At 56.4% G+C, this 26,296-nt stretch carries 25 protein-coding genes; 12 read left to right on the top strand and 13 right to left on the bottom strand.

All coding sequences use genetic code 11. The features are described from left to right. Positions 1 to 2 precede the first annotated feature (2 nt). On the bottom strand, positions 3 to 839 hold the full coding sequence (gene rhaS / locus ACQG19_RS24415; protein ID WP_023621836.1) for an HTH-type transcriptional activator RhaS: 837 nt from the start codon (positions 837 to 839) through the stop codon (positions 3 to 5). A gap of 301 nt (positions 840 to 1,140) precedes the next feature. Between rhaS and rhaB the strand changes: the two genes are divergently transcribed. From rhaB to rhaM, 5 genes are all read left to right on the top strand, one after another. Then, positions 1,141 to 2,610 carry a rhamnulokinase gene (gene rhaB, locus ACQG19_RS24420; protein ID WP_246932859.1) on the top strand — a complete coding sequence of 490 codons (1,470 nt, stop codon included), beginning with the start codon at positions 1,141 to 1,143 and terminating at the stop codon, positions 2,608 to 2,610. Continuing rightward, complete coding sequence (rhaA, locus tag ACQG19_RS24425) at positions 2,607 to 3,866, top strand: L-rhamnose isomerase (RefSeq protein WP_029882335.1); 1,260 nt, start codon at positions 2,607 to 2,609, stop codon at positions 3,864 to 3,866. The genes rhaB and rhaA overlap by 4 nt, the downstream gene beginning before the upstream one ends. Before the next feature lie 116 nt (positions 3,867 to 3,982). Continuing rightward, a complete protein-coding gene (rhaD, locus tag ACQG19_RS24430; RefSeq protein ID WP_023620510.1) occupies positions 3,983 to 4,813 on the top strand; it encodes a rhamnulose-1-phosphate aldolase in 831 nt (276 codons plus the stop codon). Positions 4,814 to 4,859: 46 nt separating this feature from the next. After that, entirely contained in the window at positions 4,860 to 6,008 is a 1,149-nt protein-coding gene (gene fucO / locus ACQG19_RS24435) for a lactaldehyde reductase (protein ID WP_246932861.1), read from the top strand. Next, positions 6,005 to 6,319, top strand: coding sequence for an L-rhamnose mutarotase (gene rhaM, locus ACQG19_RS24440; protein WP_013099341.1), 315 nt, complete (start codon positions 6,005 to 6,007; stop codon positions 6,317 to 6,319). Before fucO ends, rhaM begins: the two co-directional genes overlap by 4 nt. On the opposite strand, the gene ACQG19_RS24445 is transcribed toward rhaM, so the two are convergent. The 4 genes from ACQG19_RS24445 to ACQG19_RS24460 all read right to left on the bottom strand — a co-directional run bounded on the left by ACQG19_RS24445 (position 6,307) and on the right by ACQG19_RS24460 (position 11,417). Further along, a complete protein-coding gene (locus tag ACQG19_RS24445; RefSeq protein WP_057072163.1) occupies positions 6,307 to 7,584 on the bottom strand; it encodes an MFS transporter in 1,278 nt (425 codons plus the stop codon). The two genes, rhaM and ACQG19_RS24445, sit on opposite strands and share 13 nt — an antisense overlap. A 44-nt stretch (positions 7,585 to 7,628) precedes the next feature. Continuing rightward, on the bottom strand, positions 7,629 to 9,752 hold the full coding sequence (locus tag ACQG19_RS24450; RefSeq protein ID WP_222169236.1) for an alpha-galactosidase: 2,124 nt from the start codon (positions 9,750 to 9,752) through the stop codon (positions 7,629 to 7,631). A 103-nt stretch (positions 9,753 to 9,855) separates the two neighbouring features. Further along, positions 9,856 to 10,950: a LacI family DNA-binding transcriptional regulator gene (locus tag ACQG19_RS24455; RefSeq protein ID WP_257000250.1), complete on the bottom strand. Its 1,095-nt coding sequence runs from the start codon at positions 10,948 to 10,950 to the stop codon at positions 9,856 to 9,858. Further along, positions 10,869 to 11,417 (bottom strand): helix-turn-helix domain-containing protein, encoded by a 549-nt coding sequence (locus ACQG19_RS24460; protein ID WP_013099345.1) that lies wholly within the window; start codon positions 11,415 to 11,417, stop codon positions 10,869 to 10,871. The genes ACQG19_RS24455 and ACQG19_RS24460 overlap by 82 nt, the downstream gene beginning before the upstream one ends. A 101-nt stretch (positions 11,418 to 11,518) precedes the next feature. Here ACQG19_RS24460 and ACQG19_RS24465 point away from each other — a divergent pair, with 101 nt between their 5' ends. Then, positions 11,519 to 12,178 (top strand): AzlC family ABC transporter permease, encoded by a 660-nt coding sequence (locus tag ACQG19_RS24465; RefSeq protein ID WP_013099346.1) that lies wholly within the window; start codon positions 11,519 to 11,521, stop codon positions 12,176 to 12,178. Next, complete coding sequence (locus tag ACQG19_RS24470) at positions 12,178 to 12,501, top strand: AzlD domain-containing protein (protein ID WP_020686891.1); 324 nt, start codon at positions 12,178 to 12,180, stop codon at positions 12,499 to 12,501. Before ACQG19_RS24465 ends, ACQG19_RS24470 begins: the two co-directional genes overlap by 1 nt. Before the next feature lie 39 nt (positions 12,502 to 12,540). On the opposite strand, the gene ACQG19_RS24475 is transcribed toward ACQG19_RS24470, so the two are convergent. From ACQG19_RS24475 to fdhD, 6 genes are all read right to left on the bottom strand, one after another. Next, positions 12,541 to 13,131 carry a hypothetical protein gene (locus ACQG19_RS24475; protein WP_222169237.1) on the bottom strand — a complete coding sequence of 197 codons (591 nt, stop codon included), beginning with the start codon at positions 13,129 to 13,131 and terminating at the stop codon, positions 12,541 to 12,543. Continuing rightward, positions 13,122 to 15,551, bottom strand: a complete 2,430-nt coding sequence (locus ACQG19_RS24480; RefSeq protein WP_246932863.1) for a fimbrial biogenesis outer membrane usher protein — start codon at positions 15,549 to 15,551, stop codon at positions 13,122 to 13,124. The genes ACQG19_RS24475 and ACQG19_RS24480 overlap by 10 nt, the downstream gene beginning before the upstream one ends. 20 nt (positions 15,552 to 15,571) lie before the next feature. Continuing rightward, entirely contained in the window at positions 15,572 to 16,255 is a 684-nt protein-coding gene (locus ACQG19_RS24485; protein WP_222169239.1) for a fimbria/pilus chaperone family protein, read from the bottom strand. A gap of 74 nt (positions 16,256 to 16,329) precedes the next feature. After that, on the bottom strand, positions 16,330 to 17,028 hold the full coding sequence (locus ACQG19_RS24490) for a DUF1120 domain-containing protein (RefSeq protein ID WP_047351647.1): 699 nt from the start codon (positions 17,026 to 17,028) through the stop codon (positions 16,330 to 16,332). Between the two features lie 405 nt (positions 17,029 to 17,433). Further along, complete coding sequence (locus ACQG19_RS24495; protein ID WP_013099352.1) at positions 17,434 to 17,646, bottom strand: DUF1471 domain-containing protein; 213 nt, start codon at positions 17,644 to 17,646, stop codon at positions 17,434 to 17,436. A gap of 114 nt (positions 17,647 to 17,760) precedes the next feature. After that, complete coding sequence (gene fdhD / locus ACQG19_RS24500) at positions 17,761 to 18,597, bottom strand: formate dehydrogenase accessory sulfurtransferase FdhD (RefSeq protein WP_222169240.1); 837 nt, start codon at positions 18,595 to 18,597, stop codon at positions 17,761 to 17,763. 383 nt (positions 18,598 to 18,980) lie between these two features. Between fdhD and fdnG the strand changes: the two genes are divergently transcribed. The 4 genes from fdnG to fdhE are packed head-to-tail and all read left to right on the top strand — an operon-like array spanning position 18,981 to position 24,504. After that, positions 18,981 to 22,031: a formate dehydrogenase-N subunit alpha gene (gene fdnG, locus ACQG19_RS24505; protein ID WP_136374420.1), complete on the top strand. Its 3,051-nt coding sequence runs from the start codon at positions 18,981 to 18,983 to the stop codon at positions 22,029 to 22,031. A gap of 12 nt (positions 22,032 to 22,043) precedes the next feature. Beyond that, on the top strand, positions 22,044 to 22,946 hold the full coding sequence (fdxH, locus tag ACQG19_RS24510) for a formate dehydrogenase subunit beta (protein WP_014833793.1): 903 nt from the start codon (positions 22,044 to 22,046) through the stop codon (positions 22,944 to 22,946). Then, complete coding sequence (fdoI, locus tag ACQG19_RS24515; protein ID WP_013099357.1) at positions 22,943 to 23,578, top strand: formate dehydrogenase cytochrome b556 subunit; 636 nt, start codon at positions 22,943 to 22,945, stop codon at positions 23,576 to 23,578. The genes fdxH and fdoI overlap by 4 nt, the downstream gene beginning before the upstream one ends. Next, positions 23,575 to 24,504 (top strand): formate dehydrogenase accessory protein FdhE, encoded by a 930-nt coding sequence (gene fdhE, locus ACQG19_RS24520; protein WP_047354398.1) that lies wholly within the window; start codon positions 23,575 to 23,577, stop codon positions 24,502 to 24,504. Before fdoI ends, fdhE begins: the two co-directional genes overlap by 4 nt. Positions 24,505 to 24,546: 42 nt before the next feature. Here the strand turns inward: fdhE and ACQG19_RS24525 are convergent, their stop codons facing one another. Both ACQG19_RS24525 and ACQG19_RS24530 read right to left on the bottom strand, forming a co-directional pair. Continuing rightward, positions 24,547 to 24,837, bottom strand: coding sequence for a helix-turn-helix domain-containing protein (locus tag ACQG19_RS24525; RefSeq protein WP_013099359.1), 291 nt, complete (start codon positions 24,835 to 24,837; stop codon positions 24,547 to 24,549). After that, a complete protein-coding gene (locus tag ACQG19_RS24530; protein ID WP_013099360.1) occupies positions 24,838 to 25,149 on the bottom strand; it encodes a hypothetical protein in 312 nt (103 codons plus the stop codon). A 229-nt stretch (positions 25,150 to 25,378) separates the two neighbouring features. Between ACQG19_RS24530 and ACQG19_RS24535 the strand changes: the two genes are divergently transcribed. Further along, on the top strand, positions 25,379 to 26,296 hold the full coding sequence (locus ACQG19_RS24535) for an alpha/beta hydrolase (protein WP_114519389.1): 918 nt from the start codon (positions 25,379 to 25,381) through the stop codon (positions 26,294 to 26,296).

Here is a 26,296-nt window from a genome sequence, read left to right on the forward strand (position 1 = left end):
CGTTACTGGAGTGAAGCATCCTTCCCCTGACGGATATCGCGCGGCGACCAGCTAAACTCGCGGCGAAAAAGGGTTGAAAAGTGATTACTGTCGCCGAAACCGCAGCGATAGGCGATATCCGTGACGCTTTCATCGGTATGACGTAAAAGATGACGCGCCTTAATCAGGCGCAGGCGATTGAGGTAGCGCTGGGGCGTCAGCCCGGTGTGTTGCTTGAGCTGACGATGAAGCGTGCGTAACGACAGCGAAAACTCATCCGCCAGCGTTTCCCAGCACACATCCTCGGCGAAATGGTCCTCCAGCCAGGCCATCAGCTGGTTCAGCCGCGCGTCGTTATTTGCCAGCCCTTCCACCAGAGAGCTGCGACGCAGCAGCACCAGCAGCTGCATAAACAGCAGCTCGCGGGTGGCAATGGCATGGGTCTCCTGCCCGTCCTCGCTCTGCTCCAGTTGATTCACCAGCTGGCGCACCTGCTGCAGCGTGGACTGATTCACCCGCCAGTGAGACGGGTAGTGCCCATCCTGCTCCTGAGGCAGGAGCTTGTTCAACCCCGACAGAAACTGGAACGCGTCCGGCGAACGATAGAGCACGTTGGTCAGACACAGGTTGTCGGTGTGTTCATACAAATGCCTGTCGTGATCGCGCACGAAGCACACCATACCGCCGCTGATGGTGTACGGCTGGCCGTTAAAGACGTGAATGCCGGTCCCATGCTCGACAATCACAATTTCATGAAAATCATGATGATGTTCAGGAAACGCAGCCTGCGGGAGCCGTGGCTCAATCGCGACCGGAGACGTTCCCGACGGGAAAAAATCGACGCTGTGCAGTACGGTCATAACGGCCCCCACCAATGAGAAAAGTTCTCAAAATAGTAATTAAGGCCTTCCACACTCACCTTAAATTTTTGACAGCAAACGTCGCAAAAGCTGTCCATTTTTCAAGAAATAGACGGAAAAATCGGGAAATGCGGTCAGCGTCACATTGCCCGAAAACCCCGCCCTGACTGGAAATTGTGAACTCCCTCACGTTCATCTTTGCTTTCTTGCCAGCGCGAGATTCGGGCTGTCAGTGACGAGAAGGTGGTCTTTTCTTCCCTTTTTTACACTCAACACCAATGACTTAAGAAGGGACCTGACCATGACTTTTCGCCATTGTGTGGCTGTCGATTTAGGCGCATCCAGCGGCCGCGTAATGCTCGCCACCTGGGACTGCGGCAAGCGCACACTTACGCTTCGCGAAATGCACCGTTTCGCCAACTGCCTGCAAAAACAGGACGGTTTTGATACCTGGGATATTGATGCCCTGGAAGCGGAGATCCGCACCGGGCTGAACAACGTCTGCAACGACGGCATTCGCATCGACAGCATTGGCATTGATACCTGGGGGGTGGACTACGTTCTGCTCGACAGCCACGGCGACCGCGTCGGCCTGCCCGTCTCGTATCGCGACAGCCGCACCGACGGGCTGATGGCACAGGCCATCGCGCAGCTTGGCAAGGACAACATCTATGGCCGCAGCGGCATTCAGTTTCTGTCCTTTAACACCCTGTATCAACTGCGCGCGCTGGTTGAGCAGCAGCCGGAGCTGGTCAAAAGGGTGGCGCACACGCTGCTGATCCCGGATTACTTAAGCTACCGGCTGACCGGCAACATGAACTGGGAATACACCAACGCCACCACCACGCAGCTGGTCAATATCAACACCGACAGCTGGGATGAAACCCTGCTGGCCTGGACCGGCGCCTCACCGTCCTGGTTCGGCACGCCGACCCATCCGGGTAACGTAATCGGTTACTGGATTTGCCCGCAGGGGAATGAAATCCCGGTGGTCGCCGTCGCCAGTCACGACACCGCCAGCGCGGTGATTGCATCTCCGTTGGCCGGTAAAGACGCGGCCTATCTCTCTTCCGGCACCTGGTCGCTGATGGGCTTTGAGAGCAAAACGCCGTACACCAGCGACGCCGCGATGGCAGCAAACATCACTAACGAAGGCGGTGCCGAAGGCCGCTACCGCGTGCTGAAGAACATCATGGGGCTCTGGCTGCTCCAGAGGATGCTGAAAGAGCAACACATTGCCGACCTGCCTGCGCTTATCGCAGAGACCGAAAAGCTGAAGGCCTGTACGTTCCTGATCAACCCAAACGACGACCGCTTTATTAACCCGGTGCATATGAGCGCCGAAATCCAGGCCGCCTGTTTCGAAGCCGGGCAACCGGTGCCTTCCCGTCCTGCCGAGCTGGCGCGCTGCATTTTTGACAGCCTGGCCCTGCTCTACGCGGATGTTCTGAGCGAGCTGGCGAGCCTTCGCGGCAAACCGTTCAGCCAGCTGCATATCGTGGGCGGCGGCTGCCAGAACCAGCTGCTGAACCAGCTCTGCGCCGATGCCTGCGGCATCACCGTGGTGGCGGGTCCGGTGGAGGCCTCAACGCTCGGCAACATCGGTATTCAACTGATGACTCTGGACGAACTTTCAGACGTCGACGAATTCCGTTCGGTGGTCACCGCGAATACCCGCCTGACCACCTTTACCCCTAATCCCTGCCATGAAATTGCCCGCTACCGGGCGCAGTTTCAGCAAAAACGACTGACTAAGGAGCTTTGCGCATGACCACTCAACTTGAACAAGCCTGGGACCTGGCTAAACAGCGTTTCGCCGCCGTCGGCGTGGATGTCGACGCGGCGCTGCGCCAGCTCGACCGTCTGCCTGTCTCCATGCACTGCTGGCAGGGCGATGACGTCGCCGGCTTCGAGAACCCGGGCGGTTCTCTGACGGGTGGCATTCAGGCGACGGGTAACTATCCGGGCAAAGCGCGCAACGCCACCGAACTGCGTGCGGATCTGGAACTGGCGCTGAGTCTGATCCCGGGGCCAAAACGCCTGAACCTGCACGCGATCTATCTGGAGTCCGACGAGCCGGTGGCGCGTAACGCAATCAAACCGGAGCACTTTAAAAACTGGGTGGAATGGGCCAAAGCCAACAAGCTGGGTCTGGACTTTAACCCGTCCTGCTTCTCGCACCCGCTGAGCGCAGACGGGTTTACCCTTGCGCATGCCAACGACGAGATCCGTCAGTTCTGGATCGACCACGTTAAAGCCTGCCGGCGCGTCTCAGCCTGGTTTGGCGAGCAGCTTGGCACGCCGTCGGTGATGAACATCTGGATCCCGGACGGCATGAAAGACATCACCGTCGACCGTCTCGCCCCGCGTCAGCGCCTGCTGGCCGCGCTGGATGAGGCCATCAGCGAAAAACTCAACCCGGCGCACCACATCGACGCGGTGGAGAGCAAGCTATTCGGCATTGGCGCTGAGAGCTACACCGTCGGCTCGAACGAGTTCTACATGGGTTACGCCACCAGCCGCCAGACCGCGTTGTGCCTGGACGCCGGTCACTTCCACCCCACAGAAGTGATCTCCGACAAAATCTCCGCCGCCATGCTCTTCGTGCCGCGCCTGCTGCTGCACGTCAGCCGTCCGGTGCGCTGGGACAGCGACCACGTGGTGCTGCTGGATGACGAAACCCAGGCGATTGCCAGCGAAATCATCCGTCATGACCTCTTCGACCGCGTGCACATTGGCCTCGACTTCTTCGATGCCTCTATCAACCGCATCGCGGCATGGGTGATCGGCACCCGCAATATGAAAAAAGCCCTGCTGCGCGCGCTGCTGGAGCCAACCGCAGCGCTGAAACAGCTGGAAGCAAACGGCGACTACACCGCGCGCCTGGCGCTGCTGGAAGAGCAGAAATCCCTGCCGTGGCAGGCCGTGTGGGAGATGTACTGCCAGCGTAACGACACGCCGGCAGGCAGCCAGTGGCTGGAAAACGTGCGGGCGTATGAGAAAGACGTATTGAGTCAGCGCGGGTAATTTTGCCCTCACCCTAACCCTCTCCCACAGGGAGAGGGAACTTTTACCCCCTCTCCCTGTGGGAGAGGGCTGGGGTGAGGGATTTCACCTCACCGCGATAACTGGAAAAGAAAACTATGCAGACCATCACCACCTCCTGGTTCGTCCAGGGCATGATCAAAGCCACCTCCGATGCCTGGCTGAAGGGCTGGGACGAGCGTAACGGCGGCAACCTGACGCTGCGCCTGGACGACGCGGATATCGAACCCTACACCGCCGATTTCCACCAGAAGCCGCGCTATATTGCCCTGAGCCAGCCCATGCCGCTGCTCGCCAACACGCCGTTTATCGTCACTGGCTCCGGCAAGTTCTTCCGTAACGTCCAGCTTGATCCTGAGGCCAACCTTGGCGTGGTGAAAGTGGACAGCGACGGCGCGGGCTACCACATCCTGTGGGGCCTGACCGATGAGGCGGTACCCACCTCTGAACTGCCGGCGCACTTCCTCTCCCACTGCGAGCGCATCAGGGCGACTGACGGCAAAGACCGCGTGATCATGCACTGCCACGCCACCAACCTGATCGCCCTGACCTACGTGCTGGAAAACAGCTCTGACTTCATCACCCGCAAGCTGTGGGAAGGCAGCACCGAGTGTCTGGTGGTCTTCCCGGACGGGGTCGGCATTCTGCCGTGGATGGTACCGGGCACCGACGAAATCGGCCAGGCGACCGCCAGAGATATGCAAAAACATTCGCTGGTGCTGTGGCCGTTCCACGGCGTCTTCGGCAGCGGCCCTACGCTTGATGAAACCTTCGGCCTGATCGACACCGCCGAGAAATCCGCTGAAGTGCTGGTAAAGGTTTATTCCATGGGCGGTATGAAGCAAACCATTACCCGTGAAGAACTTATTGCGCTCGGCAAGCGCTTCGGCGTAACCCCGCTGCGGTCAGCGCTGGAAATATATGCATAAACCCTCGCTGACCGAACGGTCCGGGCGATAGTTAAGGAGAATTATCATGAGCTTTATGTTGGCACTGCCAAAAATCAGCCTGCACGGCGCGGGCGCTATTGGCGACATGGTCAGGCTGGTGGCGAACAAACGGTGGGGCAAAGCGCTGATTGTCACCGACGGCCAGCTGGTGAAGCTGGGCCTGCTGGACAGTCTGTTTACCGCGCTGGATGCGCACCAGATGTCATATCAGCTGTTTGACGGAGTCTTTCCCAACCCGACGGAGGCGCTGGTGCAAAAAGGCTATGCAGCATACCGGGACGCGGAATGTGATTATCTTATCGCCTTTGGCGGCGGCAGCCCGATTGATACCGCCAAAGCGATTAAAATCCTCACCGCCAATCCGGGTCCGTCCACCGATTATTCCGGCGTCGGCAAGGTGAAAAACCCGGGCGTGCCGCTGGTGGCGATCAACACCACCGCAGGCACGGCGGCGGAGATGACCAGCAACGCGGTGATTATTGACTCCGCGCGTCAGGTGAAAGAGGTGATCATCGACCCAAACATCATTCCGGATATCGCCGTGGATGATGCCAGCGTGATGCTGGATATTCCTGCGTCCGTCACTGCCGCAACGGGAATGGATGCGTTAACCCATGCCATTGAAGCCTATGTGTCCGTTGGCGCGCACCCGCTGACCGATGCCAACGCGCTGGAAGCAATTCGCCTGATTAACCTCTGGCTGCCCAAAGCGGTCGACGACGGTCATAACCTGGAAGCACGCGAGCAGATGGCGTTTGGTCAGTATCTGGCGGGCATGGCGTTTAACAGTGCTGGCCTCGGCCTCGTGCATGCCCTGGCGCACCAGCCGGGCGCGACGCACAATCTGCCGCACGGCGTGTGTAACGCCATCCTGCTGCCGATCATCGAAAACTTTAACCGCCCGAACGCCGTAGCACGGTTTGCTCGCGTGGCGCAGGCGATGGGCGTCGACACGCGCGGCATGAGCGACGAGGCGGCCAGCATGTCAGCGATTCAGGCGATTCGCGACCTGAGCGCCCGCGTCGGCATTCCGTCCGGCTTCAGCCAGCTTGGTGTCACCAAAGCCGATATCGAAGACTGGCTGGATAAAGCCCTCGCCGACCCGTGCGCGCCATGCAACCCGCGCACCGCCAGCCGCGACGAGGTGCGCGAGCTGTATCTGGAGGCATTATGATCCGCAAAGCCTTTGTGATGCAGGTAAACCCGGACGCGCACGAGGAGTACGCGCGTCGCCACAACCCCATCTGGCCCGAACTGGAAGCGGTGCTGAAGGACCACGGCGCGCACCACTACGCCATTTATCTCGACCGGGAACGTAACCTGCTATTTGCCACCGTAGAGATTGAATCGGAGGAGCGCTGGAACGCGGTCGCGAATACCGACGTCTGCCAGCGCTGGTGGAAACACATGCGTGATGTTATGCCGTCGAACCCGGACAACAGCCCGGTGAGTACCGGGCTGGAAGAGGTGTTTTATCTGGACTGACTGGTTAACGCTGCCGCGCCCGCGGCAGCGGCTATCTCCTGCCTGCTGCTTAGCGTAAACGCCGACACCACCGTAATTGCCAGCACGAAGCAGCCCAGCATCAGATACGTCTCCTGGAAGCCGATCCGGTCATACATATTTCCGGCAAAGGCGGAGAGGAAAATGGCCGCTGACTGTTTGGCAAACTGAAAGCCAATCAGATAGATAGTGGCCGAGAGTCGCGTATCAAACACGCCGGTGATGTACTTGAAGGCTCCCACCAGCAGGAACGGGACCTCCAGCGCGTGCAGCATTTTCAGGGCGATGACCTCCACGGCGGTGGTGGCAAACGACGAGCCGATGATGCGCGTCGCCATAATCAACCCGGCGATCAGCAGCGTATTTTTCGCGCCAATGCGGTTAATGATCCACGGCGAGCAGAACATGATGATGGCGTTACAGATCTCCCCCGCCGTCGTAGCGAAACCAAAGGCACGAGTGCCCTCCTGCGGCGTGGCGAAGAAGGTTTTGAAGAAGGTGGCGAACTGCTGATCAAAAACGTCATAGACGCAGGCTACGCCAATCACGTACAGAATAAACATCCACATTCTGCGCTGACGGAACAGGTTAAAGACCGTTTTCGCGGTGATCTGCGGCTGGTTGGCCCCCAGGGCATTCATCACCTGTGCCGTCTGATTGGGCTTCGGCTTTGCGACCACCAGCAGTAGCATCAGCAACAGCGCCGCCGCCGATCCCATCCAGAAAACGTATGACGGATCGATACCAAACAGGATGCCCCCCGTTGAGGCGCACAGCCCCCAGCCGAGGCAGCCAAACATGCGCGCCTTGCCATATTCAAAGGCGCTGTTGCGGCTCACGCGTTCGATATAGGCCTCAATCGCCCCGGACCCGGCCGAGAAAACAAAGCCGATATACAGCCCGCCGCTCAGCGCGCCCAGCCAGATGTTGGTTTTCAGCAGCGGCGCGAAGACGTACAGGAAGAAGGGCGCGAACAGAAAGAGCAGTACAGAGATAATCCACAGCAGATGCTTTTTCAGCCCCAGCTTGTCCGAAATCACCCCCAGCACTGGCTGGAAGGCGATAGCCGACAGCGAAATGCAGGAGAAAACAATGCCGGTATGGGTTTTGTTCAGGCCGATGATGTCCGACAGCCAGATAGGCAAGAACGGAAAACAGGTGGCCATGATGAAGAAGTAGAGAAAGAAGAACAGCCCGAAGATCCAGAAGTTAGGGTTGTCTTTGTGGGTACAGGTTGTTGTGTTCATTATTTTTATCCTCAACGGAGGGCCAGTTTCCCGGCCCGTCACCCTTACACGCGTTCCACACCAATCAGAATGGCGGTTTCCGGATCGAGAATCGGCAGCGCAATACCCGCCTGCATCAGCCACTCACCGCTCACCGTTTGCGGTGTCTCCATCCATGCCGGCAGCTTGCGCATGGTGTGCCCGCCCTCTCCCGTAATCTGAATATTCGGGTGATCGAGCAGCGAGATACGGTACTGCGCGCTGGCCTCCAGCCCCGGCATGCGCAGCGGCATCATCAGGGTATAATCCGGCATCGCGAGCTGGCTGACGATAAACAGTCCCTGCGACTTGTCTTCGCTCACGATCCCCTGTGCCAGCGTGGTGGCGTCCGGCATATCCACGCGCCACTGGGTGCCGTGGTGGATCACCTCGCGCCACTGCTTGTGCAGCGCAGCGTAATGGCGATAACCTTCGCGCTCTTTCTCATCGACAGTGAGCGGATCCAGCTCCAGTCCCATATGGCCAAACAGCGCCGTCAGGCCGCGGAAGGCAATGCTGTGCTGGCGAAACGTCGCGTGGCATTTATGATGACCGATATGCGCGCCCATCACCTCCGGCGGGAAGAAGTAGCTCATGCCGCGCTGAATAGCGTTGCGCTCCAGCGCGTCGTTGTTGTCGGACGCCCAGAAGCGATGGCAGCGGGTCAGCACCTCGTAATCGATTCGTCCGCCACCGGAGGAGCAGGATTCAAATTCAATATGCGGGAAACGCTCGCCCAGCACATCTAAAAGTCGATAAAACTGGCGGGTCTGCGCGTCGGCGGCGGCTCTGCCGTTATGGCCAGGCTGCACCAGCTCGCGGTTCATATCCCATTTCACATAATCAACCGCATGCTCACCCAGCAGCCAGCTCATGCGCTCCACCAGGTAATCAAACGCTTGCGGAATGTTCAGGTTGAGCACCAGCTGATGACGTCCTGTGGCCTGCCGGTAGCCGGGCAACGCCAATACCCAGTCGGGGTGCGCGCGGTAGAGATCGGAATCCGGGTTGATCATCTCCGGTTCAATCCAGATGCCGAACTCCATCCCGAGGTTTTTGACATGGTCGATCACTGGCCGCAGGCCGTTCGGGTATTTTTTCTCATCCAGATACCAGTCGCCCAGCGCAGCATGGTCGTCATTGCGCCCTTTAAACCAGCCGTCGTCGATGATAAAGCGTTCCACACCCAGCGCGGCCGCCTCGTCAGCCATACGCATGATGTAGTTCGGATCATGGTTGAAGTAGATCCCCTCCCAGGTGTTGAGATGGACCGGACGCGGTTTGTTTTCCGGGAAACGGATGATGTTGTCGCGCAGGTAGCGGTGAAACTGCTGGCTCATGCCGTTCAGCCCGTGCGCGGAGTAGCTCGCATAAAGGCGTGGCGTCCAGAGCGTTTGTCCCTCTTCCAGCGCCATCTCTCCTGGCAGGTAGAGCGCTTCCGCTTGCAGATAGCGACGGCCATCGGTTTTGGCTTGAGCGCGAAGGCGATGGTTGCCGCTCCAGCCCAGATGCACACCCCAGACGTCGCCGCGCATTTCGCTGAACGACGGCGTGCCTGAAATGAGCGCCGGGAAGTGTTCGTGAGACGTTCTACCCCGGCGGTTCTCAATCAAAAAGCTGTCATGCTCCAGCATGACGCGGTGCGGCTGGAATTCACGGATCCAGCGGCCATGAAACGCCATCACCTCCCGGGCGCGCTCCGCCACGGGCAGCGTGACGGCAAAACGGTCCACCTGCCACGCCTGCGATTTCAGGTTGGTTACGCCGTGCCGCACGACCAGCACGCCGCTGGCGTCCAGCGCCAGCTCGCTGGTCAGGCGCAGGCCCGCGTGTTCATCTTCTGCCGTTATCGTCAGGGTTTGTCCCTGCTGCTGCACGTCGGTGGTGCTAAAAACCGGGGAACCATCCAGCCCCTGCCGGTGCCCCTCAATGCCGGGTGAACCAAACAGGCCGTGTCCAGGTTCAGCCATCAGCGTAACCGGGGAATCCACGTCGAGCCTGCCGTTAGCCACCGGGCGTTCGAGCGTAGCGGCATCCTGCGGCGAAAAGTGCTGAAGGTGCGCCCCCCAGTAGAGAATTTCGGCAAACGGGTGCGTTTTTATCACCACGTCCACCGTGTTGCTTACGAGTCGAAAAACGTAATCTTGCATCAGACATCTCCAGTCATCGGGATGTCCTGAGTGTTGATCCGAAACGTTTCGGATACAAACCAAAACGTTTCGGATCTGTGATCGGCTTTGGAATTTGCGTGGTTTACGCCGTCTGGCCTGGGGAGAATTCCGGCTGCCAGAGCACCTGAAGTTTGTCGATGTCGTCGCCGTTAATCAGCTGGCGCACCATATCGGCAATCTGCTTCCCGACGCCCTGACGGGTAGACTGGATCACCGCCGCCACGTCGATATCGACGATGCTGTCCTGGGGCAAACCGTCGTAGACCACCAGCGATACGGCATTCTCACCGGTTAAACGGCCAAGCTGTGCCAGCGCCATTGCCGCACCGTCGCCGTGGGTGTTGCAGTCGGTGATGATGGCCGTGGGGGGTTGCGGCAGAGAGAGCAGCTCTTTTGTTGTGGCGTAGCCGACCCGGCGGGAAGGCGGCATGGCGCGCAGCCACTCGCTGGACAGCCCGGCTTCACGCAGCGCATCCAGATACCCCTGGCGACGCTGGGTGATAAACGCCTGGTTGTTACTTTCGCCAAGCAAAGCAATACGCTGATGGCCTTTTTCGATCAGCCAGCGGGTGGCCTGATACGTACCGGCGTAGTTGTCAAAATCAAACCATGCATAGGGCTGCGGCAGCTGACTGCGTCCGAGAGCCAGAAAGGGGAACCCGGCAGCCTGAAGCTGCTCAAGGCGCGGATCGTGATCCAGAGTGTGCGCCACAATCAGCGCATCCACGCGACGGCTTTGCACCATGCGCATATAGCTGTGTTTATCGGCCAGATCGTCATCGGCAATCAGCAGGAGATCGATTTCATGTCGCGCAAGTTCGTGGCTAATTTCGCCGACCATGTCCATAAATACGCTGTTATTGAGCGGAACAGGATGTACCGGGAAAACCAGCCCAACCGCGTCGATCTTGCCCATCTTCAGACGACGGGCAAAGGTATTGGGCCGATAGCCGCGTCGCTGGGCTTCCGCTTCCACGCGGGCGCGCGTCTCGCTGGAGACGTCGTCATATCCGTTGAGGGCACGACTGACGGTGGTAACCGAAAGCCCCAGTTCTTTGGCGATAGCTTTAAGCGACATGCGTTTCCGTTTCCTGGTTAATTTTGTTCCGCCACCAGTAGCGCGTAGGTGTCTGGCTCCAGGGCCTTGAAGATATGCGGTTCGTCGGCGGGATAGCAAATGTAATCCCCTGCCTCCAGCACCTCCGCGGCATCAAGCAGACCGACCAGTGCCCGGCCCTGGGTCACAATAATATGTTCAACTGACCCCGGTGAATGGGGCTGGGAAATACGATCGGCACCTGGCTGGGTGATGAGCAGGTAGACATCGCGCCGCGCGCCCGGGGGGCATGCCGCCAGCAGAATGGCTTCGTAATTGGCCTGCCCGGCGACCACTTTTGTGCCTTCACCGCGGCGGATCACCTGCGTGGTCGGCTGCTGCGGCTCCAGCAACCGTGCAAAGGGAATATCCAGCGCCACACATAGCGACCACAGCGTCTCAAGGCTGGGATTGCCATTGCCGGACTCCAGCTGCGAAAGTGTGGATTTGGCGATACCGGCACGGCGTGCAATTTCCGCCAGTGAAAGTCCGGTTCGCAGGCGTTCTCGCACCAGACTTTTGGCGATCACGCTGATTGGCTGCGTCATAAACGGCCTCTTGTTCTATAAATCGAACGATTCGTTCATCTTGTAAACCGAATCTGATCCGTTCATTATAATGGATACACGTTCGATATGGCTAAAATTGTATGAAACGTTCTCTCTCTTGCCTGAAAGGCGACACCATCAAAGCAATTATCCTCGTTTGCCTCGCCGTTGGCGTGGTGGGGATGTCATACGGCTCGCTGGCGATGGCCTACGGTTTCCCGCTGTGGGTACCGTTTGTACTGTCTATTACCGTGCTGGCGGGGGCCTCGGAGTTTATGTTTATCGGTATCGTGGCGAGCGGGGGTAACCCACTGGCGGCGGCCGCGGCCGGGCTGCTGGTGAACGCCCGCCATGTGCCGTTTGGCGTTACGGTGCGCGAGCTGGTGGGTAAACGCGGTTTAAGCTTTTTGGGCTGCCACATCATGAACGACGAAAGCGTGGTGTTTGGGCTGTCGCAAAAAACCCCGGAGCAGCGCAAAACGGCCTACTGGCTGTGCGGCCTGGGCGTTGCCATCCTCTGGCCGCTGGGTACCCTGCTGGGTGCCATGGTCGGAAAACTGTTGCCGGCCCCGGAAACCATCGGGCTGGACGCGGTATTTCCGGCCATTTTGCTGGCCTTAGTGGTTCCGGCGTTTAAAAACCGCACCACGCTTATCCGCGCCTGCAGCGGCGCCGCCCTGTCGCTGGCCGCCGTACCGTTCGCTCCGGTGGGCTTACCGGTACTGCTCTCTTTACTCGGTCTCGCCGCGAGGAAAAAATAATGGAAAACATGACCCTCTTTATCCTCGGTATCGCCATTCTGTCTGCAGGGACCTATCTGATGCGTCTTGGCGGGGCGAAACTGGGTAGCCGACTGGCGCTGTCCGAGCGATCTCAAGCACTGCTGTCGGATGCGGCAACGGTGTTGCTGTTTTCCGTTGCGCTGGCGACCACCTTCTATGAAGGGGAACACTTCGCCGGGATGGCGCGGGTGCTGGGCGTGGCGTTTGCGGTGTTTCTGGCCTGGCGAAAAATGCCGTTAATTGTGGTGATCGTGGCGGCGGCGGTCGTTACGGCGCTGCTGCGTCTGGCGGGCATGGCATAAAAAAGCCCGACAGCACGCGTCCGTCGGGCAAGGCGGCGTTTACTGCGCCGCGAGGGTAACGTAATTCACCGTCAGCATTTCTTCGAGCTCCGCCGTGTTGCCGGTCCTGAACGCGTTATCGTTGAGATAAGTGACCACCGAGAGCGTAACGACCAGCTGTTTGCCCGCCACCTCGCTGCCGTTCACCGCCACAAGCGACGTATCCGGTGGCAGCGTAACCTCCGCTGCACCCGCGGTGACCTGCGCCGCGCCGCGCGGCACGGCCGCCAGCTGCACGGCACCATTATCCATGCGGGCCTCTTTCGCCGTGATTTTCAGCACACCGTTGTCGCTAAAGCGATACGCTTTATTTCCACGGGCCGGGCCGTCCACCTGCAGGCGGATCTTGCGCGCGTCCGGGCAGATCACCGATACCTGGATCTCACGTTCTGACGAGGCATAACCCCGGTACGTTTTTCCGGCAATATCCGTGCTGACCTCGCGCATCGCCTCCCGACGCAGCAGACCATTATTGATACTCTTTACTGACGAAACCACCTGACACTCTTCTTCTGCCAGGACGGAGGGAGCATAGCTGAGGGCGACGCAGGCCAGCAGCAGTAAACACGTGCGATGAATAATCAGAGACATTTTCCGTTTATCTCCTCGTAGAATTGAGTGGGATCCGTTTCCGGCAAGGTGAAACTCAGCTTGCAACGGCCAGTATCCTGCTTCGCATACAGCGTCTGGCTGGCGGAAATATCATTCAGGAAAATGATGCCGTCTTCCGGTGCAGAGGTGATGTACTCCCCTTTCCCATTCACGACAGAGACGCCTTTCGGTAACGGCGTGCCGTCCGCGCGCGTAATATTCAGCAGCACGCGGCGCTGGCTCAGCGTGGTGAACTTCCAGTGAGCAAATGCTCCGTGGGAGGCCTTCAGCGACGCATGACCGTTGCTGACGTCCACATTGCCCGGCAGGCTTTGGGTATCTATTTCAACCGTACTTTCGCTGAACGGTGTCAGGGCGGGCACAACCGCTCTGCCCCATTTGTCCGTCCAGACATTACCGCGCGGGGTACCTATCGCCACCCCGGCAACGGGCTTGTCCAGCGCCACTACCGCATAGGTATCTGTTACCGGATAAGGTGAGAAGGTGACGCCATCACCGTGCGCGACAATGCCGCCGCTCAGTGCGATCGAGGAGTTACGGTTACTTTCATTGTCACCGCCAATCCCCAACGCGAGCGTGGTGTAGTGCAGGTTACTGTTCAGCGAACCATCCCAGTTGGTTACGCTGTCATCGTGATCCTGAGAGACGCCCACCGTGTAGGTGTTTTCATCGTTAAATGACCCCATGGCGCGGGTCCCGTAAGAGGCTTTGCCCTCGTTTTCACGGTACCAGCTGTTGGTGGATACGCCGGTGCGACCCAGCGGTACAGAGACGTTCACATAAAACATATCGCTGTCGCTGGTGTACTTATCACCGTGGCTGATGTCTGATTCCCAGTTTACGCTGACGTTAAAATAGCGGAACGACCGCGACCATGACGAAATGATGCGGCGGCTGTCGTATTCGCTGTTCCAGGTCTGGTTGTTGTAATAGCTCAGAGAGAAACGGCCCAGCGTCGGGTTCGACCAGCTCACGCCAACGTTGGTGTCGTATTTTGTGGTCGAGTAGTCATCGTCATCGCTGTATAACTCCTGCATTTCACGATACTTCGGCGTACCGTAGCTACCGCCAAGGGACAGGCCGAGCCCCCACGGTAAGGCGTAGCCGAGATCCAGCGTGGTTTTGTTACCGTCGGTTTGCGAGAGGTTATCAATGGAGCCGAGAAAACCCAGCGAGGCATACATATGCTGCATCGGCACGGTGTCAATGTTGGCGGAGAAACCGTAATAGCGGTTATCTGCCATCACCATGCCGGCGAGAAAGTTCATCCGGTTGTTAATGGACCAGCCGTTTGATGCGGCGACAATCCACGGCTGCGTAAAGTTTGTCTCCATGTCCTCTGCACGCCCGACGGCCAGTGAAAACCCCGGCGCGCGGCCCACGTGGTTGCTACGGAAGGTGCTGGCGGCAACCGTAAAATGGCTTTCGCTGCCGTCGGTTTCCGTCACCGTGACCTTTAAATCCGTGTTCAGGTTAGCAACCGGCACATCGCTTAAGGTGAACGGCCCGGCAGGCACCAGCGTGGAGAAGATCAGCTGTCCACCCTGGCGAATGTCCACGCGCGCCTGGGCGTTGCGGGCAATACCACTCACCTCAATACCGCTGCTGTAGCCCGGCAGGAGAGCGTTATCCGGCATCATCTGTACGCCATAGATGCCGGGGATACTGAAGCGGCTGTTGGCGATGTTAATTTGCCCCCCCTGCACCATCACGCCGTAGTCGGTAAAAGTGCGCTGTGCATAGGTGTAGAGCGAGTCGCTCTCGAACGACATGCCGCTGCCGTCGCTGATAAACTGCGAACTGCGCACAATCCAGTCGCCTGCGTTAAAGCCAAATTCAAACGAAGACTGAAAACGATCGGACTTATCATCATCAAAGTCGTAATGGGTGCCAAACATGGAGTAGTTCAGCATAGCCGCGCGTCCGCCACGCACGTCAGCCACCTGGCGGCCACTTTCAGGGTTAATGGCCTCCGGCGGAACAACCAGTGAAATTTCGTCTACGTCTGGAGAAGTGACTACCGTTGCGTTTTTCCAGTACTGGTGAATTGAAGGGCACGTTTCACGCTTGAGTTTTTTATATAATCCGGCGGCGTCCAGAAATTCCCCATCAATACACGGAAGACCTTCATCATTAAATTTCACGGGCATAATGCCGCGCTTTTTTCCGTTAATAAGCACGGTGACATTATGGTAACCCGGCATGAATCGCGGGGCGACGGCATAATAGTCAGCAATAGCCGGATCGAGGCCATTTTCTTTTAACGCCTGGGTATCGAAAAACGCTCTTGCCAGCTCCATAGTGGGCGCTGCCGTTGGCAGAATTTCTGCACGAATTCCGAATGCCACCGCGCTCAGGCAAAATGCCAGCACGCCTGTTTTACAGGGGGAAATATTCATGGCCACTCCGTCGGGTATTATTATTTTACTTCAGCAACGTAAGAACTGGCTTTATAGCCAAAGCGGGTAGCAGGGTACATTTCTACCTTGTTATTCTGCCCGGATATTTTGTTTTCTGACGTCGCTATCATCGTCTGGCCGGGAAGAATATAGCTTTTATCGAATTTGACCTTAATTCGTGACGGTAATAATGTGGCGTTTTGCTCCATACGCACCACATAAGGCGTATCGTTTACCACCGTCAGGTTGCCATTTTTAATCTGCCAGCGCAGATCTTTCCACGGCTCCATATTCACGTCGAGACCCGCCGGGTGAATAATGACCGGGAGATTCTGGCTGAACACCATTTTCACTTTATTCTGCTCTCGTTGCGGAATAGTGGAAAAAATGACGCGTTTTAAGTGTTCTGTTTTTAATTTTTCCGCGCTGTCTTTTAAGACAAAGCGGACACGCTGCGTTTTACCGGCATTTACACGTACCACCGGTTGAGTGACAATAACACCAGGTGTGGGATCGTCCGGTAAATCGACAATACGGGTATAAAGAAGCTGGGCGGTATCGTCGCTATTTTTCACATCCATGCTCGCTCCCCGCTCGTCTTCGTTAATCAACAGCAGGGAAGTATCTGGCACCATACCGGCGGCAAATGTCTGCAACGACGAAAGCAGGCAAACGCAGAACAACGTTTTTTTAGAGAGAATCATAATATTAGTCCGTTAATATTGATGGAGACTGCTCCCCTAATCAGAGGAGCAGTGAATTATCAGCACTGTGATAATCAGAGGTAAACCAGCTCAACGTTGGTTAAACCGTCCAGCGTCACTTCATCCGTGACGTTTAAATCGTTGGTTGGGTTGATTGTGGCGCTCACAGCAACCTTAAAGTTGATCTTGCTTTCTGCAGAAGGCGCGCCACTCGTTTTATCTGAAGCAAAGGCATAAATTTCAGAATTGTCACTGTAAATTTGCATATAGTCGGCGCCTCTAACAACCCAGCCTTTTCCACCATCTATACTCGCCAATGGATAAAGCGGGTCCCCATTACTGTTAGTGTTTGCACCTTGAGTACGGAATAACGCTAATGCATAGGCACCAATTTTTTTATCGTTATACATTCCCAGACCAAACACAGTAGATGGCGAACCGGTAAAGCCATTACCCATTACGACGTTTTCAGTGGGTGAAGAGTCATCACGCGAATCGGTAAACTTCACAGCAACACGCGTGGCTTCTTCACAGGTAATGGCAACAGGAATTTCTTTCATTTCCGTCAGCGGGGTCATGCTGGTCGAGTTGAGTGAGGCAACCTTCATGGTACCAAAGTCAGCCACACCGCCACCGCTTGGGAAGGCTGGAGTGCATGAGGATGGAAGGATTTTACCTGTTACTTTAATATCAATGCTTTGTGCAGCCATAGCTGTATTAACCGACATGGCTAACGCTGTAACCAGCATTCCTTTTTTGATCAGTGCGTTCATTCAATTTCCTTATTAAGGTGAAATACAAAAGAAAGCCAAATGCCGACATTTGGCCGAGGATATCGATAAGCAATATTAATTGCCGGAAAATACCAGCATCAATAACCGCTATCAATTGTCTGACCCATCTTTAGGATTTAGACCTGAGGAATTCCTTAACTATTAAGATCAATTATTTGGAATATGAATGTAAATAGCGCCAGCGGCTTAAAAGCATTGAAGGGAATTATGTTATCGACAGTCTTATCAGACAAATTATTTAAGAGGGTTATTTAACGATAAGCGTTAAACAGGAATAACAATTGAGAAGAGGGGGTAAGTATCGCCTTTGCAAGCGAGAAGCAGGATGGCTTTATGTTTACACCTGTCCCCGCTCCGAAGAGCAAGGGACAGTGGCAACACAACTTATTTGTTCAGTTCCGCGGTCATATGTACGCGGTTACCAGAGAATGCCTGAGTAATTTTGTAAGAGGACGCGCCCGCTTCCTGAGCCTGAGCAGCGATTTTCGCTTCTGCGCCATCCAGCGTGGAGGCGGAAGCGGTGACAGTCTGAGCAGCGAAAGAACCGAATGAAGCAGCCAGAGCGATTACAGCGACAAAAGTTTTGATGCTTTTCATGATATAAACCCTTTCGTTAAGTTGTTTAGGTAAGGCACCGTGCCTTGATGAGATAAATACTAGACCTCATAACCGACAACTAAAAGCGGAAGGATTTGCTATTATCATTCAAAATTACTGATCAACAATTAAACGCTGAGGATGCGTGTAAACGGTAGCCCTTCCCGGTTTGCAGAAGCCGACCAGCGTCAGGTTACAACGCTCTGCCACCTCTACCGCCAGCGTCGTCGCCGCCGAGACCGCAAACAGGATTTCGACGCCGCACATCGCAGATTTTTGCACCATCTCGTAGCTGGCGCGGCTGGAAACCAGCGCTGCGCCCTGCTGCCAGAGATCGCTCTCCCGCGCCCGACGCCCCATCAGTTTATCCAGTGCTACATGACGCCCCACGTCTTCATGCCCACCGGCGATATCGCCTGATGGCAGAACCCATGCCGCCGCATGCGTACAGCCGCTCAACTGGCCGATGGGCTGCACGTCGTTGAGGTGGGCAAGCGCGTGGTCGAGGTTGGCCAGATTGAAGGTCTGCGTAAAGGGCAGCGGCGCGACCGGTTTGCCGATATCGTTCAGTTGCTCAACGCCACAGACGCCGCACCCTGTTCGCCCGGCCAACGCACGACGACGCTCCTTCAGCCCCATAAAGCGACGGCTGGAGAGTTCGATCTGCACTTCCAGACCGTTGCAGGCCTGAATCACATCCATGCCGTAAATGTCCTGCGGATGCGCAATGATGCCTTCCGAGAGCGAAAACCCGATGGCGAACAGTTCAAGATCTTTTGGCGACGCCATCATCACAACGTGCGAGATGCCGTTGTACACCAGGGCGACGGGGACTTCTTCCGCCAGAAAATCGGGCATGGCGTGGGTAATGTGAGGGGGTCGATGTACCGACAGCTCCACAATGCCTGCTGGCAGCGGTGACGAGTGGGTAGCACGGTTTTGTTTAGACACAACGGTTTTCCTGAACAACCACGGAGGTGAGCCTGCTATTGCAGCATAAACCACAGGCCTTACGCATAGTATGGATCAACTTTTCAGCACCCAACCGCCTCAAGTTTACCTACTCATTCTGGAGAGGTGCAACCGGCGCCATGCTACACCCCTGTAACATGCGGGGTTAATAATGTGATTGATATCACACTTTATAATCAACACGGTGATAATACGTTCACTTTGTATTAACGCCATTGGAACAGGCGTACCGACATTGTGGTATTCTGGTGATATCCCCCGGAGAAATGAGGGATTAACGCAAATTTTTCTCCTTTGCGGTCATTATTCAACCGCGAAGTCAAAACTACATATGTAAGCAATGTCGAAACAAGGAGTGACCCATGCAGGTCAGCAGAAGGCAGTTCTTTAAGATCTGCGCTGGCGGTATGGCAGGCACCACGGCAGCGGCACTGGGCTTTGCGCCTGGCGTAGCGCTGGCGGAAACGCGGCAGTATAAACTGCTGCGCACCCGTGAAACCCGTAATACCTGTACGTACTGCTCTGTCGGTTGCGGGCTGTTAATGTATAGCCTCGGCGACGGTGCTAAAAACGCCAAAGCGTCTATCTTCCACATCGAAGGCGACCCGGACCATCCGGTCAACCGCGGCGCGCTGTGCCCGAAAGGGGCCGGTCTGGTGGACTTTATCCACTCCGAAAGCCGTCTGAAATTCCCGCAATATCGCGCGCCTGGCTCTGATAAATGGCAGCAAATCAGCTGGGAAGAAGCATTTGACCGCATCGCTAAACTGATTAAAGAAGACCGCGATGCCAACTTTATTGCGAAGAACGCCGACGGCGTGACGGTCAACCGCTGGCTCTCCACCGGGATGCTGTGTGCATCGGCTTCCAGTAACGAAACCGGCTATTTAACTCAGAAATTCACGCGCGCACTCGGTATGCTCGCGGTCGACAACCAGGCGCGTGTCTGACACGGACCAACGGTAGCAAGTCTTGCTCCAACATTTGGTCGCGGTGCGATGACCAACCACTGGGTCGACATCAAGAACGCCAACCTCATTGTGGTGATGGGCGGTAACGCCGCTGAAGCGCACCCTGTCGGGTTCCGCTGGGCGATGGAAGCCAAAATCCACAACGGTGCGAAACTGATTGTGATCGATCCCCGCTTTACGCGTACAGCGTCAGTGGCGGATTTCTACACCCCTATTCGTTCAGGTACTGACATCACTTTCCTGTCAGGCGTATTGCTGTACCTGATGACTAACGAAAAATACAACCGCGAATACACCGAAGCCTATACCAACGCCAGCCTGATCGTGCGTGAGGATTACCACTTCGAAGATGGCCTGTTCAGCGGTTACGACGCCGAAAAACGCAAGTACGACAAAACCAGCTGGAACTACGAGCTGGACGAGAACGGCTTTGCGAAGCGCGACACCACCCTGCAACACCCGCGCTGCGTGTGGAACCTGCTGAAAGAGCACGTTTCTCGCTATACGCCGGACGTTGTTGAGAACATCTGTGGTACGCCAAAGGCTGACTTCCTGAAGGTCTGCGAACTTATCGCCGAAACCAGTGCGAAAGACAAAACCGCGTCGTTCCTGTATGCCCTCGGCTGGACGCAACACTCCATTGGTGCGCAGAACATCCGTACCATGGCGATGGTTCAGCTGCTGCTCGGCAACATGGGGATGGCAGGCGGCGGCGTGAACGCCCTGCGCGGTCACTCCAACATTCAGGGTCTGACCGACCTCGGCCTGCTGTCACAAAGCCTGACGGGTTATATGAACCTGCCAAGCGAGAAACAACCGGACCTGCAAACCTACCTGACGGCCAGCACGCCAAAACCGCTGCTTGAAGGCCAGGTGAACTACTGGGGCAACTATCCGAAGTTCTTCGTCTCGCTGATGAAAGCCTTCTACGGCGACAAAGCGACGGCGGAAAATAGCTGGGGCTTTGACTGGCTGCCGAAGTGGGACAAAGGTTACGACGTTCTGCAGTACTTCGAGATGATGCACCAGGGTCAGGTCAACGGCTACATTTGCCAGGGCTTTAACCCGGTCGCCTCGTTCCCGAACAAGAACAAGGTTGTCGAGTCGCTGTCGAAACTGAAGTTCCTGATTACCATCGACCCGCTCAACACCGAGACCTCGACCTTCTGGCAGAACCACGGTGAATCGAACGATGTCGATCCGTCAAAAATTCAGACCGAAGTGTTCCGTCTGCCATCAACCTGCTTCGCGGAAGAGAACGGTTCTATCGTCAACTCTGGCCGCTGGTTGCAGTGGCACTGGAAAGGTGCGGACGCCCCGGGCATCGCCATGAACGATGGCGAGATCCTGGCCGGTATCTTCTTACGCCTGCGTAAGATGTACGCGGCAGAAGGCGGCGCGAACCCGGAACCGGTTCTGAACATGACCTGGAACTACTCGACGCCGGAGAATCCATCCCCGGAAGAAGTGGCGATGGAGAGCAACGGTAAGGCGCTGGCGGACGTTATCGACCCGGCCACCGGTACCGTGCTGGCGAAGAAAGGCGATCAGCTCAGCACCTTCGCGCACCTGCGTGATGACGGCACCACCTCAAGCGGTTGCTGGATCTTTACCGGTAGCTGGACGCCGAAAGGCAACCAGATGGCCAACCGCGATAACGCTGACCCATCGGGCCTTGGCAATACGCTGGGCTGGGCATGGGCATGGCCGCTTAACCGCCGCATTCTCTATAACCGTGCCTCCGCTGACCCGCAGGGTAACCCGTGGGATCCGAAGCGTCAGCTTCTGAAATGGGACGGCGCGAAATGGGGCGGCGTGGATATTCCGGACTACAGCACTGCCGCACCAGGCAGCGATGTCGGGCCGTTTATCATGCAGCCTGAAGGGATGGGACGCCTGTTTGCCATCGATAAAATGGCGGAAGGGCCGTTCCCGGAACACTACGAGCCGTTTGAAACGCCGCTGGGTACTAACCCGCTGCACCCGAACGTGGTCTCTAACCCGGCTGCCCGTATCTTTAAGGGCGACTTTGAAGCGCTGGGTAAAAAAGACAAGTTCCCGTATGTGGGCACCACTTACCGTCTGACCGAGCACTTCCACTACTGGACCAAGCACGCGCTGCTTAACGCCATCGCGCAGCCGGAACAGTTTGTGGAGATCGGCGAGAAGCTGGCGAACAAGCTCGGCATTGCCCATGGCGATACCGTGAAGGTCTCCTCCAACCGTGGCTATATCAAGGCCAAGGCGGTAGTGACCAAGCGTATTCGCACGCTGAACGTACACGGTCAGCAGGTGGATACCATCGGTATTCCGATTCACTGGGGTTATGAGGGCGTGGCGAAGAAAGGGTTCATTGCGAACACCCTGACGCCATTCGTCGGTGATGCGAACACGCAGACGCCGGAGTTTAAGGCCTTCCTCGTGAACGTGGAAAAGGTGTAACGGAGACGACTTATGGCTTATCAATCTCAGGACATTATTCGTCGTTCCGCGACTAACGGTTTCACGCCCGCGCCTCAGGCGCGGGACCACCAGCAGGAAGTGGCGAAGCTTATCGACGTTACCACCTGTATCGGCTGTAAAGCCTGTCAGGTGGCCTGTTCAGAGTGGAACGACCTCCGTGACGAAGTGGGTCACAACGTCGGGGTGTACGACAACCCGGCCGACCTGACCGCCAAGTCCTGGACGGTAATGCGTTTCTCTGAAGTGGAGCAGAACGACAAACTGGAATGGCTTATCCGCAAAGACGGCTGTATGCACTGTGCGGATCCGGGCTGCCTGAAGGCGTGTCCGTCAGAAGGGGCTATCATTCAGTATGCCAACGGCATTGTCGACTTCCAGTCCGAGCAGTGCATCGGCTGCGGCTACTGCATCGCGGGCTGCCCGTTTGACGTGCCGCGACTGAACCCGGAAGACAACCGCGTCTACAAATGTACGCTGTGCGTTGACCGCGTGAACGTTGGCCAGGAGCCAGCCTGCGTGAAAACCTGTCCAACCGGCGCCATCCACTTTGGCTCCAAAGAGGATATGAAAACGCTGGCGGCCGAACGCGTGGGTGAACTGAAAACCCGTGGTTACGATAACGCTGGCCTGTACGATCCGGCCGGTGTGGGCGGTACGCATGTGATGTACGTGTTGCACCATGCCGACAAGCCGAATCTGTATCACGGCCTGCCGGAGAACCCGGAAATCAGCGCCACCGTGAAGTTCTGGAAAGGCATCTGGAAACCGCTGGCAGCGGTCGGTTTTGCTGCCACCTTCGCAGCGAGCATCTTCCACTACGTCGGCGTCGGTCCGAACCGCGCGGAAGAGGAAGACGACAACCTGCATGAAGAGAAAGACGAGGTGCGCAAATGAAAAAACGTGACACCATCGTGCGCTACACCGCGCCGGAACGCATCAACCACTGGGTCACCGCCTTCTGCTTTATGCTGGCGGCGATAAGCGGGCTGGGGTTCTTCTTCCCGTCCTTCAACTGGCTGATGCAGATACTGGGTACGCCACAGCTGGCGCGCATCCTTCACCCGTTCGTGGGTGTGGTGATGTTTGCCTCGTTTATCATCATGTTTTTCCGTTACTGGCACCATAACCTAATCAATCGGGATGATATCTTTTGGGCGAAGAATATTCGTAAGATCGTCGTCAACGAGGAAGTGGGTGACACCGGGCGTTATAACTTCGGCCAGAAGTGCGTATTCTGGGCGGCGATTATCTTCCTGGTCCTGTTGCTGGTGAGCGGCGTGATCATCTGGCGTCCGTACTTTGCGCCTGCTTTCTCAATCCCGGTGATCCGATTCGCGCTGATGCTGCATTCATTTGCCGCAGTGGCGTTAATTGTGGTTATCATGGTGCATATTTACGCCGCCCTCTGGGTGAAAGGCACCATTACCGCGATGGTGGAAGGATGGGTAACCAAAACGTGGGCGAAGAAACATCACCCGCGTTGGTACCGTGAAGTCCGCCAGAAACAGGAAAAGTCATCTGAATGAGTATTCGCATAATCCCGCAAGATGAGCTGGGGTCGAGCGAGAAACGCACGGCGGAATATATTCCGCCGTTGTTATTCCCCAGACTCAAGAACCTCTACAACCGCCGTGCAGAGCGCCTGCGCGAGCTGGCAGAGAACAACCCGCTGGGCGATTTTCTGCGTTTTGCCGCGCTGGTTGCCCATGCGCAGGAAGTGGTGCTGTACGACCACCCTCTGCAAATGGATCTGACTGCGCGCATCAAAGAAGCCAGTGAGCAGGGCAAGCCGCCGCTGGATATTCACGTCCTGCCGCGTGACAAGCACTGGCATAAGCTGCTGCACTCTCTGATTGCCGAGCTGAAGCCCGAGATGAGCGGCACCGCGCTGGCGGTCATTGAGAACCTGGAAAAAGCCTCCGATCAGGAGCTGGAAGAGATGGCGAGCGCGCTGTTTGCCTCTGACTTCTCGCTGGTCAGCAGCGATAAAGCGCCGTTTATCTGGGCTGCGCTGTCGCTCTACTGGGCGCAAATGGCCAGTCTGATCCCCGGTAAAGCGCGCGCCGAATACGGCGAAGCGCGCCAGTTCTGTCCGGTGTGTGGCTCAATGCCAGTCTCCAGCATGGTACAAATCGGCACCACCCAGGGGCTGCGCTACCTGCATTGCAACCTGTGTGAAACCGAGTGGCATGTGGTGCGCGTGAAGTGCAGCAACTGCGAGCAGACCCGCGATCTGAACTACTGGTCACTGGAAAATGAAGAGGCGGCGGTAAAAGCCGAAAGTTGCGGCGATTGCGGAACGTATCTGAAGATTCTGTATCAGGAAAAAGACCCGAAAGTTGAAGCGGTGGCCGACGATCTCGCCTCGCTGATTCTGGACGCCAAAATGGAGCAAGAGGGCTTTGCCCGTAGCTCTATCAACCCGTTCCTGTTCCCGGGTGAAGGGGAGTAATCTCCCTCATTAGCCCGGCAAGCTACTTTGCTGTCGGGCTAATTAATCTGATAAAGCCGAAATAACGTGCTGTGGATCATTCGCAATTGCACGCAACAATGCCTTTGCGGGACCGGTAGGCGAACGCCGTCCTTGTTCCCAGTTACGCAACGTATCAACGCTGACTGAGATTAAGTTCGCGAATTTACTTTGGGACAACCCAGACGCCTGACGAATTTCTTTGATTTTCATCGCATCGATTTGAAAGGTGCGCGACGGCTCGCGTTTCCCCCCGACAATGTCATCCATCTGAGCTATGCTTTGTGTTAATCGCTCAAACAGTGCCTTATCCATTTACCACCTCTCAATCATCTTTTTCAGAATGGCTTTTTCTCTCGCGGACAGGTCATCTTTGATCCCTTTGCGATAGATGAGCAGCAATCTGATTTCAAACTCGTGGGTACGATGAAAATAAATAACCCTTACTCCACCGCGCTTTCCCCTGCCTCCTGAAAGCCAACGAATCTTTCGCAGCCCCCCGGTATTCTGGATCAGATCGCCATAATCAGGTTGTGTTGCCAGGAACACCTGAAGCTTATGGTATTCGTCGTCATCCAGTAACGTTTTGACGTCTTCTGTGAAGATATCCGTTTCAATGAATAGCATAAATTATACGCCATTGGCTTAGAGTAACACATCTCCAATGTACGTCAATGACGTACCCCTATGTGAGGTACGTTATTGATTTTTCAGTAACATATCCATTTATTTCATTGAGTGAAGTTGGTTTCTGCGAGCCTTTTTCCAAATCTCTGGTTCTACTTAATTTGATTGTTTTCATCTGCTTTCATACAGGTTATAAGGCTGTGCATACATACAGCAAAAGGACATCACCATGGCACTGGAAAAGGGTATTGATAAGCTTGTGCAGGATTTTATCGCTGCAGGCCGACCTGGCGCACGTAAGCAGAGTATTGATGACCGGAGAGCCGGATATGTAGCCAGCACTGTACTTGCCGGCGAGACCGAAACCCGCGTGCAGGTTGAAACGCTTGTCATTGATGGCCTTACCTTTCGGGTATTCTCGCCTCTCAATGTCGCTGAAACGTTACCTTGTGCCCTCTACTACCATGGCGGTTGTTTTGTCAGCGGTGGGTTTGCAACCCATGACAATCAGCTCCGCCAGCTGGCGTTTTACGGTCAGTGTCGGGTGATTGCGGTTCAGTACAGGCTGGCACCGGAGCATACCTTCCCCGCAGCGCATGACGATGCAGAGAGAGCGGCGGAGCTTGTCTGGCAACATGCCGAAAAAGTCGGCGTGGATAAAAACCGCATCACGCTTTGTGGTGACAGTGCAGGCGGCCATCTGGCGCTGGTCACCGCGCTGCGGCTCAAGGCTAAAACACAGTGGAATCCGGCCCAGCTTATCCTTATCTACCCTATGCTCGACGCCACAGCCAGCTTTGCAAGCTACACCCATAATGGGCAGGACTACGTTATCACGCGCGATACGCTGCTGAGTGGTTATGACATGTACCTGGCAGAGACAGACCGCCGGGACCCTGAAGCCAGCCCACTCTGGCGGGATGATTTCAACGGCCTGCCGCCGGTACACATTATTACCGCCGAGTACGATCCGCTATGCGACGAGGGTCAGGCGCTTTATCAACATATGACAGAACAAGGGGTTATTTGCACAGCGCAGCATTGGCTGGGTGTCATCCACGGCTTCTTCCAGCTTGGCGGCGTTAGTCCATCAGCGCGAGATGTTCTTCGGGACATCGCCTGGCGGATCAACTCCGCCCGGCGATAG

The sequence above is a fragment of the Enterobacter cloacae complex sp. 277I4 genome (assembly GCF_050031465.1).
GTDB lineage: Bacteria > Pseudomonadota > Gammaproteobacteria > Enterobacterales > Enterobacteriaceae > Enterobacter > Enterobacter cloacae.